Source organism: Proteus penneri, from assembly GCF_003144535.1.
In the GTDB taxonomy this organism is placed as follows: Bacteria; Pseudomonadota; Gammaproteobacteria; order Enterobacterales; family Enterobacteriaceae; genus Proteus; species Proteus penneri.
This window is the reverse complement of record NZ_PHFJ01000003.1, coordinates 16,301-31,927: the sequence shown is the minus strand read 5'-3', so window position 1 is coordinate 31,927 and position 15,627 is coordinate 16,301. Positions and strand designations below refer to the sequence as shown.

Genomic DNA, 15,627 nt, shown 5'->3' with positions numbered 1-15,627 from the left:
TTATCCTCTCGCGGCTAATGCGGTAACACGATTTATTGCTTTACCGCTATAAATGGTGTGCATAGCAACTTCAGTATTTATTTTTAAATCTTCTTGCCCATGTAAACGCATTAATAAAGCGACATTAGCTGCGACAGATTCGGTATGTGCTCTTTTTCCTTCGCCTTGCAGTAAATTCGCCAATAATTGACGGTTAACTTCAGGTGTACCACCTTCCAAATCGGCCATTGAACAAGGACGAAGACCAAAATCACTTGGTGTGAGTTCATAACGCGTAATTTCACCATTACGTAATTCAGCGACTTGAGTCGGTGCATGTAACGACACTTCATCCATACCGCCACTGTGTACCACGGCGGCGCGTTCATAACCCAATACTTTTAGTGTGTCTGCAATAGGCATTAATAACTCAGGGCTATAAACACCAATTAATGCTAATGGTGGGCGTGCTGGATTAATCAAAGGACCTAATACGTTAAATAAGGTGCGTGTTTTTAGTTGTTGGCGCACAGGAGCAGCAAAACGAAAACCACTGTGATATTGCGGTGCGAATAAAAAGCAAAGTCCCACTTCATCTAATAATTGACGTGCATCATCTGCACTTCTATCTAATGGAATACCAAAAGCAGCGAGTAAGTCTGATGAGCCTGAGCGACTAGATACGCTACGGTTACCGTGTTTGGCAACTTTAATGCCGACTTCTGCCGCTACGAATGCGCTAGCAGTTGAGATATTGATGCTGTTCGCGCCGTCGCCACCTGTGCCAACAATATCGCAAAAAGTGTAATCAGGACGAGGAAATGGCAGTGCATTTTCAAGTAATGCTCGTACAGCACCGGCGATTTCTTGTGGATGTTCACCACGCATTTTCATGCTAATTAATACAGCGGCTAATTGTGATTCTGTTAATTCACCACGGATAATCGCGCTAAACAGGGTTTGGCTTTCTTCTAATGTTAACTGTTGCGCGCTAAATAATTTGTTGAAGATAGTTTCCATTTTATGCGTCTCCTTTAGGAGTTAATGCCCATGCGATTGTTTGTTCTAAAAGTTGTGCGCCTTTGGTGGTTAAAATTGATTCTGGGTGAAACTGGAAACCACATGTTTTATGTTGACGGTGACGCACCGCCATAACAGTGTTATCGCACCAAGCATTAATAATAAGTTGTGCTGGAACTTGTTCTCCTGAAAGTGAATGATAACGAGCAACGGGTAAAGGGTTAGGTAGATCTACAAACATTTCACTGTTATCGTGTTCAGCTAATGTCGCTTTACCGTGTAAGATCTCTCCACATGAAGAAACTTTGCCACCGTAAGCTTCAATGATGGCTTGATGGCCTAAACAGATACCAACAACAGGTAATGTACCTAATACGCGTTTTAACAGTTCAGGCATACAGCCCGCTTGTGAAGGTGCGCCAGGCCCCGGAGATAACAGTAAAATAGGGTTATCGAGTTCGCGCAACTTCTGTTCAATAAAATCAGCTGTGACGCTATTGCGATAAATCACCACGTTATTACCAAGGCTACGTATTTGATCAACAAGGTTATAAGTAAATGAGTCAATGTTATCGAGCAGTAAGATAGTCGCCATTAACAAGCCTCCTGCTGTTGTGTATCCGTATGCGCTTGTAAAATAGCGTTGATTACAGCTTGTGATTTATTGCGGGTTTCTTCCGCTTCCATTTTGGGATCTGAGTCGAGCACAATTCCAGCTCCGACTTGAATTGTGGCAATATTATTTTCAACATAAGCAGAGCGAATAACTATGCAAGTATCAAAATCACCGGCACCAGTAAAATAACCAATGGCTCCACCATAGCTGCCACGTTTCGTTTTTTCATAACGAGCAATTAATTGCATAGCACTGACTTTAGGCGCTCCCGATAACGTTCCCATATTCATACAAGCTTGATAAGCATGAAAAATGTCTAAGTCATCACGTAATTTTCCAACTACTCTAGAGACTAAGTGCATCACAAAAGCATAACGGTCAACTTTTGTTAACTCCGCGACATAACGGCTACCTGCTTGGCAAATGCGTGCTAAGTCATTACGCGCCAAATCAACTAACATTAAATGCTCTGAAAGTTCTTTGGTGTCAGTACGCATTTCTAGCTCAATACGGCTGTCTAAATCTGCATTAATTGAACCATCGGCATTGCGCCCTCTAGGACGAGTTCCCGCAATAGGGTAAATTTCAATTTGTCGATCACTGGTTTGATATTTCAGTGCGCTTTCTGGTGATGCACCAAAAACAGTGAATAGCGCATCTTGCATATAAAACAGATACGGGCTTGGGTTTTTCTGTTTCAACACTTGATATGCAGCAAGTGGTGAAGGGCAAGCTACTTGAAAGCGACGAGATGGCACGACTTGGAAAATATCACCACGACGAATATAGGTTTTCATTGCCTCAACGATATCACCATAGCCTTTATCATCCATATTGGTGTGTATTGTTGATCCTTCTGCTGTTAAAGCGTGGCGAATAGGGTGTTTTAACGGTTGTTTAGCCAGCGAAATTAACTCAGTTTGTCGTAAAGTGAGACGTTGGCATTCTGTTTTATCATCGGTAAATGCAATGGAAACCAATTGACTATCTTCATTTTGATGGTCGATCACGATTAATTGTTCGGCTAAATAAAAGCAATAATCAGGGCAAGAAAAATCACTTTCTAATTCAGGAATAGATTCAAATCCGCAGACTAAGTCATACGCAAATAAGCCACCAACAAAGATAAAGTTTGCATCTTTAGTATCTTTATTAACAAGAAAGAAGCGTAACGCATCAAATACGCTAGCAGATTTTAATTTGCTTTCTTCATCGGTCTCTTGTGAAGGCGTTGCAAAAGTAAAGACACACTGTTTGTCGTTTTCTGACGTCAAATTAGCTTTTTCTTTTAGTGCGATTTTTAATGCAGGCAATAACGCTTGTCCATTAACGCTTAATGCATCAATAGTGACTTGATTTTTTACTGCACTGATGCGTAATGCACTATCAACAATTAATAAGCTTTTTAAGTTCGCTTTAGTGTCGATTTGTGCGGATTCTAACAATAATGTGTAATGTTGATTTTCACATAATGTATTGAAAAGCAAAGCGGGTTCTCTGTGATAAGGCAGTGGCGTTGCCTTGGTATTAAATGAGAATGCAAGTGATGTATTCATTGTTATCGCTCTATATTATTTTCTTTATTTGCTGTTTTTAAAGCATAAAAAAACCCGCGTAGGCGGGTTTTAGATATCACTGACGTTAAGCCGGAGATCAAACCGCCCATAAAAGAGTGTTGCGCCACCAAAGAACGATAACATGTTGATTGATATTCATAAGATCTCCTTACAGCTAACGACGAATAAATGAAAAGTGAACTAGCTCGTGTTACGTACTAGTAAACTGGATTGTGTTAGGTTCGTCAAGTACTTTATGGCATACTCTTTAAAATTTATTATCTAGTTAAGGTGAAAAGGGAGACGTGATGACTGAAGGGCTATCTGATTTGAGAGTGATTTATGATTTACACAGCCACACTACCGCGTCAGATGGCGAGCTTTCACCAGAAGAATTGATTGATAGAGCGATAGAGCGTCAAATTAATGTTTTAGCGATTACGGATCACGATACAACAGCGGCAATTGCACCGGCTAAGCATTATATTGCAGAAAAAAATCTGCCTCTTACTCTGATATCAGGTGTCGAAATATCGACTTTGTGGGAGAATATAGAAATCCATATTGTTGGATTAAATATTGATATTGACCGTAACGCGATGAAATCGCTCCTTTCATCACAAAGCCAATGTCGTGAAACACGTGCGATAATGATAGGTGAGCGATTAGAAAAAGCAGGTATTGCCAATGCTTTTGAAGGCGCTAAAGCGCTAGCGCATGGTGGGCAAGTAACAAGAGGACACTTTGCCCGATTTTTAGTGAATGACGGACATGTTGCTTCAGTTAATAAAGTATTTAAACGTTATTTAGCGAAAGGAAAAACAGGCTATGTACCTCCGCAATGGTGCTCAATAGGTGACGCGGTCACAGCAATTCATGCTGCTGGTGGTGTTGCAGTATTAGCACATCCGGGTCGATATGGTCTATCTTCTAAATGGTTAAAACGATTAACACTTTATTTTAAACAACAAGGTGGTGATGCAATCGAAGTGGCACAATGCCAACAACCACCACAAGAACGAGAACAACACGCGGCATTAGCTCAATCTTATGAGCTAAAAGCTTCGTTAGGTTCTGATTTTCATCGTCCTTGCTCGTGGATAGAGTTGGGGCGTAATTTATGGTTACCCAGTGGCGTTGAACCAGTTTGGTCGCTATGGCAGGAGTAACATCAGAAATTCGTTGAGGGATGTATGAGCCAACTTTTTTATATTCACCCTGATAATCCGCAGGCTCGTTTAATTGAACAAAGTGCTGATATTTTACGCAAAGGTGGAGTGGTGATTTATCCAACAGACTCTGGTTATGCTATTGGCTGTTGTTTAGAAAATAAAGATGCAATGACGCGAATTTGTCGTATTCGCCAATTAGATAAAAAACACAATTTTACACTGATGTGCCGTGATTTATCAGAAATCGCCAATTACGCTTATGTTGATAATGTGGTATTTCGTTTAATAAAAAATAACACGCCAGGTAATTACACTTTTATCTTAAAAGCGACTAAAGATGTACCAAAGCGTTTGATGAATGATAAGCGTAAAACTATAGGCTTGCGTGTTCCTTCTAACCCTATTGCATTGGCATTGTTAGAAAATATTGGTGAGCCATTAATGTCAACTAGCCTGATTTTACCAGGCAATGATTTTGCTGAATCTGATCCGGAAGAAATCGAAGATTTATTAAGCAAACAAGTTGATTTGGTTATCCATGGTGGTTATTTAGGGCAAAAACCGACAACGGTAATTGATTTAACAGAAGACACCCCTGTCATCGTGCGTGAAGGTACGGGTGATATTACGCCATTTCAGTAAATTATTGAGTTGATTAAACGAGATTAGAAGCAAATGACTCGATAGTGAAGAAATTTATCACAAGATAAAGAGATAAAAGGTGAAGGGATGTATCGCTTGTGTTAAATTTATACATTGCGATAAAAATCATGGTGCTTATTTTTGAAATCGGTTATATCAACGCGTATTTTAAACGCAAAATACAATAACTCGATCTGCAGACAAACGACTAATTGTCGTTAAGATTTTTACCAACATCGTTTTATCGACACTATTTATCACAATATTGATGTGAAAAATCGTCAATATTGTTCACTATTGAATCAATAAACCTGTGTTTATTTCTTATGTTAATAAACATGGGTTATTTTTTACTTAATTGATTTTTAAAAATTAATTCTATTGTATGACGCCTGTGAAGGCGACAAATGAGGTTGTTTCATGAGCGATAAATCGCAACGTACTGAAAAGTTACAAAAAATCCTTGCTCGTTCTGGTCACGGCTCTCGTCGTGAGATTGAAGGTTATCTTCAAGAAGGACGTATCAGCATTGATGGTACAAAAGCAAAATTAGGTGATCGTATTGATGTCACCTCTACAGCAAAAATCCGCTTAGATGGTCGTATTCTAAATATTCGTGAAGCACAAAAAGATGTCTGTCGTGTGCTTGCTTATTATAAACCTGAGGGGGAGCTGTGTACTCGCAGTGATCCGCAAGGTCGTCCAACTGTTTTCCAACGTCTTCCTCGTCTTAACAGTGCTCGCTGGATTGCTGTTGGTCGTCTTGATGTAAACACCAGTGGATTACTGTTATTTACCACAGATGGTGAATTGGCTAACCGTTTAATGCATCCTAGCCGCGAAGTTGAGCGTGAATACGCAGTTCGTGTTTTTGGTGAAATCGATGATGCGAAAATTCGTCAATTAACGCGAGGTGTACAATTAGAAGATGGTCCTGCTTCATTCCGTTCTGTTTCTTACCGTGGTGGTGAAGGGATTAACCAATGGTACAATGTTTCACTGACTGAAGGGCGTAACCGTGAAGTGCGTCGTATGTGGGAAGCTGTTGGTGTACAAGTTAGCCGTCTTATTCGTGTTCGTTATGGTGATATTGATTTACCAAAAGGTTTACCGCGCGGTGGCTGGGTTGAATTAGGGTTAGCTCAAATCAACTATTTACGTCAGTTAGTTGAGTTAAACGACGAAACAGTAACAAAAGTTGCAGTCGAAAAAGATCAGCGTCGCATCAAAGCGAATCAGATCCGTCGTGCAGTTAAGCGTCATACTAAAATTTCAACACGCACTTCAACATCGCCTGCTAAAAGAGCATCAAGTCGCCGTCAATCAGCAGGAAATAAAAAGTAATTAGCGAATAATTATTTATTATTTTAAATTAAAATATCATTTTGAAAATAATCGCTCTATTTTAATAGGGCGATTATTTTTTTGACTACTTTCTTTTTTTTATAAATCTATTTATGATGACCCTATTAGGGTGTATTTATTAATAACTTTATATTTAACGATAAGGTATTCAAAATAATATGTATCGTTATTTTCATTTAATTGCTGTGTTATATATAGCCTCTTTAGTAACAGGGTGTGATTATCCTGCTATAAGAGAAAAACAAAATGGTGTTTTCTACATCAACAATAATCAATTGGAACCTTTAGAGTTTAAAATTGATAATACTAAATTTGTGATGGGGAAAGGCGAAGTAAAAAAAATTAAACTTAATAATGGCGAACATATACTTATTGATAGTCAAGGTAAACAAAGTATATTTATGGTTTATCCTGGAAACCGAGGAGGAATAATTAATCCCAATAGAGATATCTATTATAGTTTCACCACGTTATTTAAACAAGAATATCCTCCATCTGAGGAAATCCGTATAGATGAACGTACTGTATGGGTTAATGGTATTCTTTTAAGAGGAGCGATTAATAGTTCTGACTCTCTCTTTATTGATAATAATATTTTTAGTTGTGATATTCCAATCGATGAACCACTACCTACTTATTTATCTGATTGGGAAGGTAATGAAAAAGTAAGTGCATTAACCAAATGTTTTACAAAAGATGATTTTTATCAATATATCATTAAATTTCCCTATGGAATTAAATTTTATTCTGAGCATGATTTATTAACTCAATATATAACAGAAGATAATTTTAATTGGATCGATAAAAATAATACACGAACAGATAGTTTATCTCCGTTAGATGATAACTTTAGCTTCAATGATGAAAAGTTGATGAAAGAAGCGATAAGCATTCATGAAGTAGTTAAAAAATATTTAACTTCAAGAGATCCTGCAGAAAGAAAATTATTTTATAGTGAGTATCATAAGCATATCATGAAGATGGCAATACTTTATGATCAACAAATAAGAAGTCATATTTTTGTTGATAGAGAGATGTATTTAGATTTTATTAAAAGAAATGGGCGTATATTTGGTGCTGGTATTTTAGGGGAGCCCATTCTTATTTAATATTCGAGTTCTTTACATAGTGGTTACCAATCTATGCCTTTTTGTGCTTTTATCCCACTATCAAAAGCGTGTTTAATAGGACGCATTTCTGTCACTGTATCTGCTAACTCGATTAATTTTCTATGGCAGCCTCTTCCAGTAATAATGACATTTTGATGGGCAGGGCGAGAGCTAATAGCTGAAATAACTTCATCTAATGGCAAATAGTTAAAGGTAATCATATAGGTAATTTCATCAAGAATAACTAGATCGTATTCTGGGTCATTAAGTAGTTTGAGTGCATATTGCCAAGTATTTAAACAAGCTACTGTATCTGTACTTTTATCTTGAGTTTCCCAAGTAAATCCTGTTTCCATCACATAGAAAGGTACACCAAACTGTTCTAATAAATTACGTTCACCGTTTTCCCATGTTCCTTTAATAAATTGCACAACACCGACCTTTTTTTGATGACCCACTGCGCGTGTCGCTGTACCCATCGCTGCCGTCGTTTTGCCTTTACCATTACCTGTAAAGATCATCAAGATACCTTGTTCTCGTTGAGCTTGCTCAATTCTAGTATCGACTTTCTCTTTTAAACGTTGTTGGCGCTTTTGGTGTTGTGCATTATTCATTTTGCTACCTCAAACTTAAATTACGTTATTCAGCGGGACCGGCTTTACGACCAGGTTGTGCATCTAAAGATTGTCCTTTCACATCAATACTGTCATCACTCATTAAATAGAGATATAACGGCATCAAATCTTTAGGTGTTTTTAGTTTTTGTGGGTTCTCATCAGGGAAGGCATTTGCTCGCATTGCAGTACGAGTACCACCAGGATTAATGCAGTTAATACGCAAGGTACTTTCGTTATATTCTTCATTAAGTACCTGCATAAAGCCTTCTGTAGCGAATTTAGAAACAGAATAAGCCCCCCAGCCATAGCGTCCTTGGCGACCAACGCTGGATGTAGTGAGAATGAGGCTTGCATGAGGTGCCTTGAGCATCAATGGTAATAGTGCTTTCGTGAGCATAAAAGTTGCATTGACGTTGACTTGCATCACGTCATGCCAAAGGTTACTTGGTTGATTAATAATAGGCTCGATAACGCCTAATAAGCCCGCATTTTGTAATACACCATCAAGATGGGGAAAACGTTTAACGAGTGTGTCAGCAAACTGTTGAAAGTCGTTCTCTGTTGCTGTAAGTAGATCAAGTGGATATAACATGGGTTGTTGACCACCTGATGTGATGATATCTTCTTGAACATCTTCAAGTTTTGATAGAGTACGTCCTAATAAGATAAGTGTTGCGCCATATTGCGCATAAGTTAGTGCGGCTTCTTTTCCTATACCATCACCAGCACCTGTTACTAGAATAATTTTATCTTTTAGCACGCTATGATCGGGTTGATATTGCAACATATTGATATCCTGTCTAGTAAAAAGTAAATAAAGTGTAACGTCTTATTTGTCTACCGACCAGTTTTGCCAGATTTTTTGTTTACAATTTATGGCTGTTTTCTTTATGGTATTAAACATAATCATGCCTTTGTTGCTGGCGCTAAAGCAGAATTTCGTTAAACTAGGCATATTGGTTTTAGTCAGTGTTATTAACCTTAAAAAGAGGTCTTTGTGGAGTATATTTTACAATATGGACTGTTTTTAGCAGAGATTGCCACTGTTGTTGTGGCGATTATCGCTATCGTGTTGTTTTTCGTTGTGATTGGAAATAAAAAACAAAATCGTAAAGGGACGTTAAGAGTGACAGATCTTGCTGAAGCTTACGAAGAAAAACAGCGTGTTATGCAACAAGCAAAAATGGACGATGCTGAATTAAAAGTCTGGTATAAAGCGTTTAAAAAGCAGCAGAAAAAAGAGAATAAACAGAGTAAAAACAATGCAAAAGAAGGGAAAAAAGGCGTTGTAAAACCTTGTTTATATGTGCTTGATTTTAACGGTAGTATGGATGCACACGAAGTGGGTGCATTACGCGAAGAAATTAGTGCCATTCTTTCTGTTGCACAAGCAAATGATGAAGTGTTACTGCGTTTAGAAAGTCCTGGTGGCATGGTTCACGGATATGGATTAGCCGCAGCTCAATTAACTCGCCTAAAAGAAAAAGGGATTAAACTGACCGCCGTTGTCGATAAAGTGGCGGCTAGTGGGGGATATATGATGGCATGTGTGGCAGATAAAATTGTTGCTGCGCCATTTGCGATTATTGGTTCGATTGGTGTTGTCGCTCAGATCCCTAACATTCACCGCTTACTTAAGAAAAATGATATTGATGTTGAGTTACATACTGCTGGCGAATATAAGCGTACATTGACCTTGTTAGGCGAAAATACCGAAGAAGGCCGTGAGAAATTTAAGCAAGATTTAAATGAAACACATTTATTGTTTAAATCATTTGTGCATAAATACCGCCCACAACTTGATATCGATAGTGTTGCAACTGGAGAATATTGGTACGGCTCTGAAGCGTTAAATAGAGGCTTAATTGATGAGGTTGGAGTGAGTGATGATTGGTTGATCAATCATATTAATGACTTTGAAGTTCTCTCTGTCCAATATGTTACCAAGAAGAAAATGGTTGAGCGCGTTACAAGTGGTGCAATGGAAAGCATCGATAAATTGATGATGCGTTGGGTACAAAGAAGTAAAAAACCACTTCTATAAGCCAAATAAAGATGTAATACATGATATCAGTGATACAAGTTATCGCTGATATCATCCTTCCTTCTTCCTTACTAAACATGATCCTTAAACTTACCGAATAAATATTCTAATTTTCATTCCGATAAAGCAAAAAAAACCAGTGAAAATATCACTGACAATCAAAGAAATAATTGATATTACTGATTGTATTGATAGGCAAGTATAATCGTGAATTAAAATGTGACAGATAATTTCACCTTAGGATAAAAGTGAGTTTTTATTCTTTTATTTTGTTTAATTATGCCAGTTATTGGCATCTAGATTAAGGCAATAACTGGCAAGTAAATTCTCTTTTTTGCTATCGATAAAGAGTAAATGAATTTACTTTAGGAAATAAATAAAAATAATCACAAAGATGACTTATTCTAAATGGTATTTATCAGATAACACATGAGCTAAGTGCTTAAACATATTGAATGCTGCGGTGCTTTTTGCTGTAGGCAAACCTTGTTTATCTAAAAAAAATTCGCCTTTAAATACGAGGACATTACCTTTCTGTTCAACTGAATCAGCACGCATACCTTGTAAATAATCTTCATGTTCACATATGATTTTATTCGCTTTTTCAAGTAGCATCTCTGTTGTGATCGGTGTAGTTTGTTTTGACATAATCTGTGCTCCTTAGAAAAATAATTTGTTGCGCCTCACTTTTTATCAGGTAGAGTGTGGCATTTTTAAAAGCTTAGCTACTCTATATGTAGCAAACAATGATTTGCCTGTTCCTGATCAAGGCTGTGAGGTAATTAAAATACCTCAAAAAAGGGCATGAGTTTTGAGCTCAAACAAAAGCTTTGAATAAAAACAGGTTGATATATTGCAAAACTAACGCAATATAAAAAAGAGATTTTAAACATTTTTTTAGTTGAGGGTATTAAACAATACCGTCATAACAAAGTTTAATTAGGTAAAGGTAATTATGGGTAAAGCTCTTGTTATCGTGGAGTCCCCGGCTAAAGCCAAAACGATCAATAAATATCTTGGCAATGACTACGTAGTTAAATCTAGCGTGGGTCACATTCGTGATTTGCCAAAGAGTGGTTCTGGCAGCCAGAAGAGCGAAAACTCATCCGCCACGAAAGGCGTGAAAAAAGTTAAAAAGGATGAGAAGTCAGCCTTAGTCAGTCGTATGGGCGTTGATCCCTATAATGGATGGAATGCGAATTATCAAATTCTACCCGGCAAAGAAAAAGTCGTGGCTGAACTAAAAGCATTGGCTGAGAAAGCTGATCATGTCTATCTCGCAACGGACCTTGACCGCGAAGGAGAAGCTATCGCATGGCATTTACGCGAAGTTATCGGCGGTGATGATGAACGATTTAGTAGAGTGGTTTTTAACGAAATCACTAAAAATGCTATTACACAAGCTTTCCAAACTCCAGGTGAGTTAAATATAGATCGCGTTAACGCGCAACAAGCACGTCGCTTTATGGATCGTGTTGTGGGCTATATGGTTTCACCTTTACTTTGGAAAAAAGTTGCTCGTGGATTATCTGCGGGTCGAGTTCAATCAGTTGCTGTGCGTCTTTTAGTTGAACGTGAGCGTGAAATTAAAGCCTTTGTTCCTGAAGAATATTGGCAATTACATGCATCATTATTAACGCCTGATGAACAGCCTCTGCGTATGGAAGTCACGCATTATAATGATAAAGCCTTCAACCCTGTTTCATCTGATGAAACTCAGGTAGCGGTTAAGGCATTACAAAATGCGGCCTTCACGGTAAAAGATCGTGAAGATAGACCAACATCAAGTAAACCAAGTGCACCGCTTATCACATCAACCTTACAGCAAGCGGCAAGTACACGTTTAAGCTTTGGTGTGAAAAAGACGATGATGCTTGCTCAGCGCCTTTATGAAGCTGGTTATATAACTTATATGCGTACTGACTCAACTAACTTAAGTCAGGATGCCATTCAAATGGCGCGCGATTATATCAATGAGAATTTTGGTGCTAAATATTTGCCGAAAGAGCCAAATGTTTATTCGAGCAAAGAAAATTCTCAAGAAGCGCATGAAGCTATCCGTCCTTCTGATATTAATGTTATCGCAGAATCTTTAAAAGATATGGATAACGATGCCAAACGTTTATACCAACTGATTTGGAATCAATTTGTTGCTTGTCAAATGACACCAGCAAAATACGATTCAACGACATTAACCGTCGAAGCAGGTGATTATAAACTCCGGGCTAAAGGTCGTACTTTGCGTTTTGCCGGTTGGACGAAAGTCATGCCAGCGATGCGGAATAAAGATGAAGATAAAACTTTACCTGCAGTTGATGTAGGGGCAACACTGGCTTTAGCTGAGTTAGAGCCAACTCAGCACTTTACCAAGCCACCAGCACGTTTTAGCGAAGCAACGTTAGTTAAAGAATTAGAAAAACGTGGAATTGGCCGTCCTTCAACGTATGCATCTATCATTTCTACCATTCAAGATCGCGGTTATGTGAAAGTTGAAAACCGTCGCTTTTATGCAGAAAAAATGGGTGAAATTGTAACCGATCGCTTAGAAGAGAATTTTAGCGATTTAATGAATTATGATTTTACTGCGCAAATGGAAGATCACCTTGACCATGTTGCCAATAATGAAGAGAACTGGAAAGAAGTATTAGATGCGTTCTTCAGCGATTTTAGTCAGCAACTAGAGGTCGCTGAAAAAGATCCTGAAGAAGGTGGAATGCGGCCAAATCCAATGGTAATCACGTCGATTGAATGCCCAACTTGTTCTCGTCATATGGGAATTAGAACGGCGACAACAGGCGTATTCTTAGGATGTTCTGGGTATGCTTTACCGCCTAAAGAGCGTTGTAAACAAACTATTAACCTTATTCCTGAAGATGAATTATTGAATATTCTGGAAGGGGAAGATGCAGAAACTAACGCATTACGTGCTCGTCGTCGTTGCCCGAAATGTGGTACTGCAATGGACAGTTACCTGATTGACACGCATCGTAAATTACATGTTTGTGGTAATAACCCTGCTTGTGATGGTTATGAAGTCGAAGAGGGTGAATTCCGCTTAAAAGGTTACGAAGGGCCAGTCATAGAGTGTGATAAATGTGGCGCTGAAATGCACCTGAAAATGGGGCGTTTTGGTAAATACATGGGTTGCACCAATGATGAATGTAAAAATACCCGTAAAATCTTAAAAAGTGGTGAGATTGCGCCACCAAAGGAAGATCCTGTACCGCTTCCTGAGTTGCCGTGTGAAAAATCGGATGCGTATTTTGTCTTACGTGATGGTGCCGCGGGTGTATTCTTAGCCGCAAATACCTTCCCTAAATCAAGAGAAACGCGAGCACCAAAAGTAGAAGAACTGGTGCGCTTTAAAGACCGTTTAGCAGAGAAAATGCGTTATTTAGCAGAAGCTCCAGTGGCTGATCCTGAAGGAAACCCAACTATTGTGCGTTTTAGTCGTAAAACAAAACAGCAATATGTTTCTTCAGAGAAAGAGGGTAAAGCAACAGGTTGGTCTGCATTTTATGTCGATGGCAAGTGGGTTGAAAAAACCAAATAACATTGACATTACGTGGTAAATAAAAAAGCGACTAATGAGAGTTAGTCGCTTTTTTGTATTAAGAAGGTATGCTAATTAAATATACCAAAACAGTATTAATGGTTAATTTCTATTTGTCTGATGCTTTACCTTGCTAATAATAAGACGGAGATACTATGAAACTGATACCTTTGTTACTATCTAGCTTACTCTTCACTTCAGTGGCAAGTGCTGCAACGTTAGATGTCACGTTAAAAGAAGCGTTACCAACGGGTGCTGGTAACGATATTGGTGTTGTCACTATCACTGAAACTGATTATGGGCTGTTATTTACGCCAAAACTTTCCGGATTAACACTGGGTATTCATGGTTTTCATATTCATGCTAATGGTTCTTGTGAGCCAGATATGAAAGATGGCAAACCTGTACCTGCTTTAAAAGCGGGAGGGCATTTAGATCCTGAAAAAGTCGGTGTTCACTTGGGGCCTTATAATAAAGATGGGCATTTAGGCGATTTACCAGGATTAGTTGTCAATGATAAAGGTGTTGCTGATTACGCAGTATTAGCACCAAAACTCACTAAGCTTGAGCAAGTAAAAGATAAAGCAATTATGGTGCATGTGGGAGGGGACAATTATTCTGATGATCCTGAGGCTCTTGGCGGTGGTGGCGCAAGAATGGCATGTGGTGTGATTAAATAATTTAGTGCCACTATTATTATGGGGTAAAAGCTGACAAATAAGGTCGGCTTTTTTTATGCTTCTTTATAGCTTATAACTATTCGATATAACAAAATCTAAATAACACTATTAATTACGTTAGACCGAAATGAAATAAATGATATAGTGGTTATATATTACATCTTTATTATTCTTTTTAGTTATATGAATATAAATAGAATAACGGAATAATAAGTCTTTTGTTGAAGGGATAGCCTCTCCATGAAATTACAACAGTTGCGTTATATCGTTGAAGTGGTGAATAACGATTTAAATGTTTCGACCACGGCAGAGCGTTTGTATACATCTCAACCGGGAATAAGTAAACAAATTCGTATGTTAGAGGATGAGCTCGGTATACAAATATTTTCTCGTAGTGGGAAGCATTTAACGCATGTGACACCAGCGGGTGAAGAAATTGTAAGGCTATCTCGAGAGATTTTATCAAAAACAGAAGCTATTCGTTCAGCTGCGGGCGAACACACTTATCCAGATAGAGGTTCACTATCGATTGCAACAACGCATACGCAAGCTCGTTATGTATTACCTCCTGTAATAAAAGGATTTATTGAGCGCTATCCAGATGTTTCACTGCATATGAACCAAGGTTCGCCAACGCAAATTGCTGAAGATGTATGCAGAGGTAAAAGTGATTTTGCGATAGCGACAGAATCGCTGCATCTTTATAACGATTTAGTGATGCTACCTTGTTATCGTTGGAACCGTATTGTAGTGGTGTCAAAAGATCATCCTCTGGCACAAAAACGAGAAGTAACGTTAAAAGAGCTTGCAGATTACGATATCGTTACTTATACCCAAGGTTTTACAGGACGTTCAGATCTTGATGATGCATTCGGTAAAGTAGGGTTAAAACCTAAAATAGTTTTCACTGCAACTGATGCGGATGTCATTAAAACTTATGTGAGACTGCATTTAGGTATTGGTGTAATTGCCAGTATGGCATTTGATCCCGTACTTGATAGTGATTTAGTTGCTATTGATATGCGTGATAAATTTAGTTATAGCACTACTAAAATTGCATTTCGACGCAGTGGTTTCTTACGTGGTTATATGTATGATTTTATGTGGCGTTTTGCCCCTCATCTTACGCGTAATTTGATTGAGCAAGCTGTTGCGTTACGAACAAATGAAGAGATTGAAGAGTTATTTAAAGATATTGAATTACCATTAGTGTAATACTGAAAGGCGGGTTATTCCCGCCTTCAAGCGTGTTCATAAACCTAATTGTTGTGATT

Annotated in this window: 12 protein-coding genes and 1 pseudogene; 8 read left to right on the top strand and 5 right to left on the bottom strand. The window is 38.2% G+C overall.

From position 1 onward, the window contains the following. Positions 1-1,594 (bottom strand): annotated as a pseudogene (gene trpD / locus CUB63_RS18040) (bifunctional anthranilate synthase glutamate amidotransferase component TrpG/anthranilate phosphoribosyltransferase TrpD). Further along, a complete protein-coding gene (locus CUB63_RS04930; protein WP_109847586.1) occupies positions 1,594-3,171 on the bottom strand; it encodes an anthranilate synthase component 1 in 1,578 nt (525 codons plus the stop codon). Before CUB63_RS04930 ends, trpD begins: the two are co-directional and overlap by 1 nt. Before the next feature lie 308 nt (positions 3,172-3,479). On the opposite strand from CUB63_RS04930, the gene rnm reads away from it, so the two are divergent. The 4 genes from rnm to CUB63_RS04910 all read left to right on the top strand — a co-directional run bounded on the left by rnm (position 3,480) and on the right by CUB63_RS04910 (position 7,459). Next, entirely contained in the window at positions 3,480-4,340 is an 861-nt protein-coding gene (gene rnm / locus CUB63_RS04925; protein ID WP_109847585.1) for an RNase RNM, read from the top strand. Positions 4,341-4,364: 24 nt separating this feature from the next. After that, positions 4,365-4,985, top strand: coding sequence for an L-threonylcarbamoyladenylate synthase (locus CUB63_RS04920; RefSeq protein ID WP_072062510.1), 621 nt, complete (start codon positions 4,365-4,367; stop codon positions 4,983-4,985). A gap of 420 nt (positions 4,986-5,405) precedes the next feature. Next, positions 5,406-6,329 carry a 23S rRNA pseudouridine(2605) synthase RluB gene (rluB, locus tag CUB63_RS04915; RefSeq protein WP_072062509.1) on the top strand — a complete coding sequence of 308 codons (924 nt, stop codon included), beginning with the start codon at positions 5,406-5,408 and terminating at the stop codon, positions 6,327-6,329. A gap of 179 nt (positions 6,330-6,508) precedes the next feature. Continuing rightward, the gene (locus CUB63_RS04910; protein WP_109847584.1) at positions 6,509-7,459 is read left to right on the top strand and encodes a hypothetical protein; all 951 of its coding nucleotides are present in this window, start codon (positions 6,509-6,511) and stop codon (positions 7,457-7,459) included. Between the two features lie 23 nt (positions 7,460-7,482). Here CUB63_RS04910 and cobO read toward each other — a convergent pair whose 3' ends face one another. Together cobO and CUB63_RS04900 are read right to left on the bottom strand one after the other, a co-directional pair. Beyond that, entirely contained in the window at positions 7,483-8,073 is a 591-nt protein-coding gene (cobO, locus tag CUB63_RS04905) for a cob(I)yrinic acid a,c-diamide adenosyltransferase (protein ID WP_006536964.1), read from the bottom strand. A 25-nt stretch (positions 8,074-8,098) separates the two neighbouring features. Next, positions 8,099-8,860 carry a YciK family oxidoreductase gene (locus CUB63_RS04900; RefSeq protein ID WP_174704118.1) on the bottom strand — a complete coding sequence of 254 codons (762 nt, stop codon included), beginning with the start codon at positions 8,858-8,860 and terminating at the stop codon, positions 8,099-8,101. Between the two features lie 213 nt (positions 8,861-9,073). Here CUB63_RS04900 and sohB point away from each other — a divergent pair, with 213 nt between their 5' ends. Further along, on the top strand, positions 9,074-10,120 hold the full coding sequence (sohB, locus tag CUB63_RS04895; RefSeq protein ID WP_072062507.1) for a protease SohB: 1,047 nt from the start codon (positions 9,074-9,076) through the stop codon (positions 10,118-10,120). A 399-nt stretch (positions 10,121-10,519) separates the two neighbouring features. Here sohB and CUB63_RS04890 read toward each other — a convergent pair whose 3' ends face one another. Continuing rightward, positions 10,520-10,768 (bottom strand): YciN family protein, encoded by a 249-nt coding sequence (locus CUB63_RS04890; protein ID WP_006536960.1) that lies wholly within the window; start codon positions 10,766-10,768, stop codon positions 10,520-10,522. Between the two features lie 307 nt (positions 10,769-11,075). Here CUB63_RS04890 and topA point away from each other — a divergent pair, with 307 nt between their 5' ends. The 3 genes from topA (at position 11,076) to cysB (ending at position 15,568) form a co-directional block, all read left to right on the top strand. After that, complete coding sequence (topA, locus tag CUB63_RS04885) at positions 11,076-13,673, top strand: type I DNA topoisomerase (RefSeq protein WP_072062505.1); 2,598 nt, start codon at positions 11,076-11,078, stop codon at positions 13,671-13,673. Positions 13,674-13,828: 155 nt separating this feature from the next. After that, positions 13,829-14,353, top strand: a complete 525-nt coding sequence (gene sodC, locus CUB63_RS04880; RefSeq protein ID WP_109847583.1) for a superoxide dismutase family protein — start codon at positions 13,829-13,831, stop codon at positions 14,351-14,353. Positions 14,354-14,593: 240 nt separating this feature from the next. Beyond that, a complete protein-coding gene (gene cysB / locus CUB63_RS04875) occupies positions 14,594-15,568 on the top strand; it encodes an HTH-type transcriptional regulator CysB (RefSeq protein WP_006536954.1) in 975 nt (324 codons plus the stop codon). Positions 15,569-15,627: the final 59 nt, after the last annotated feature.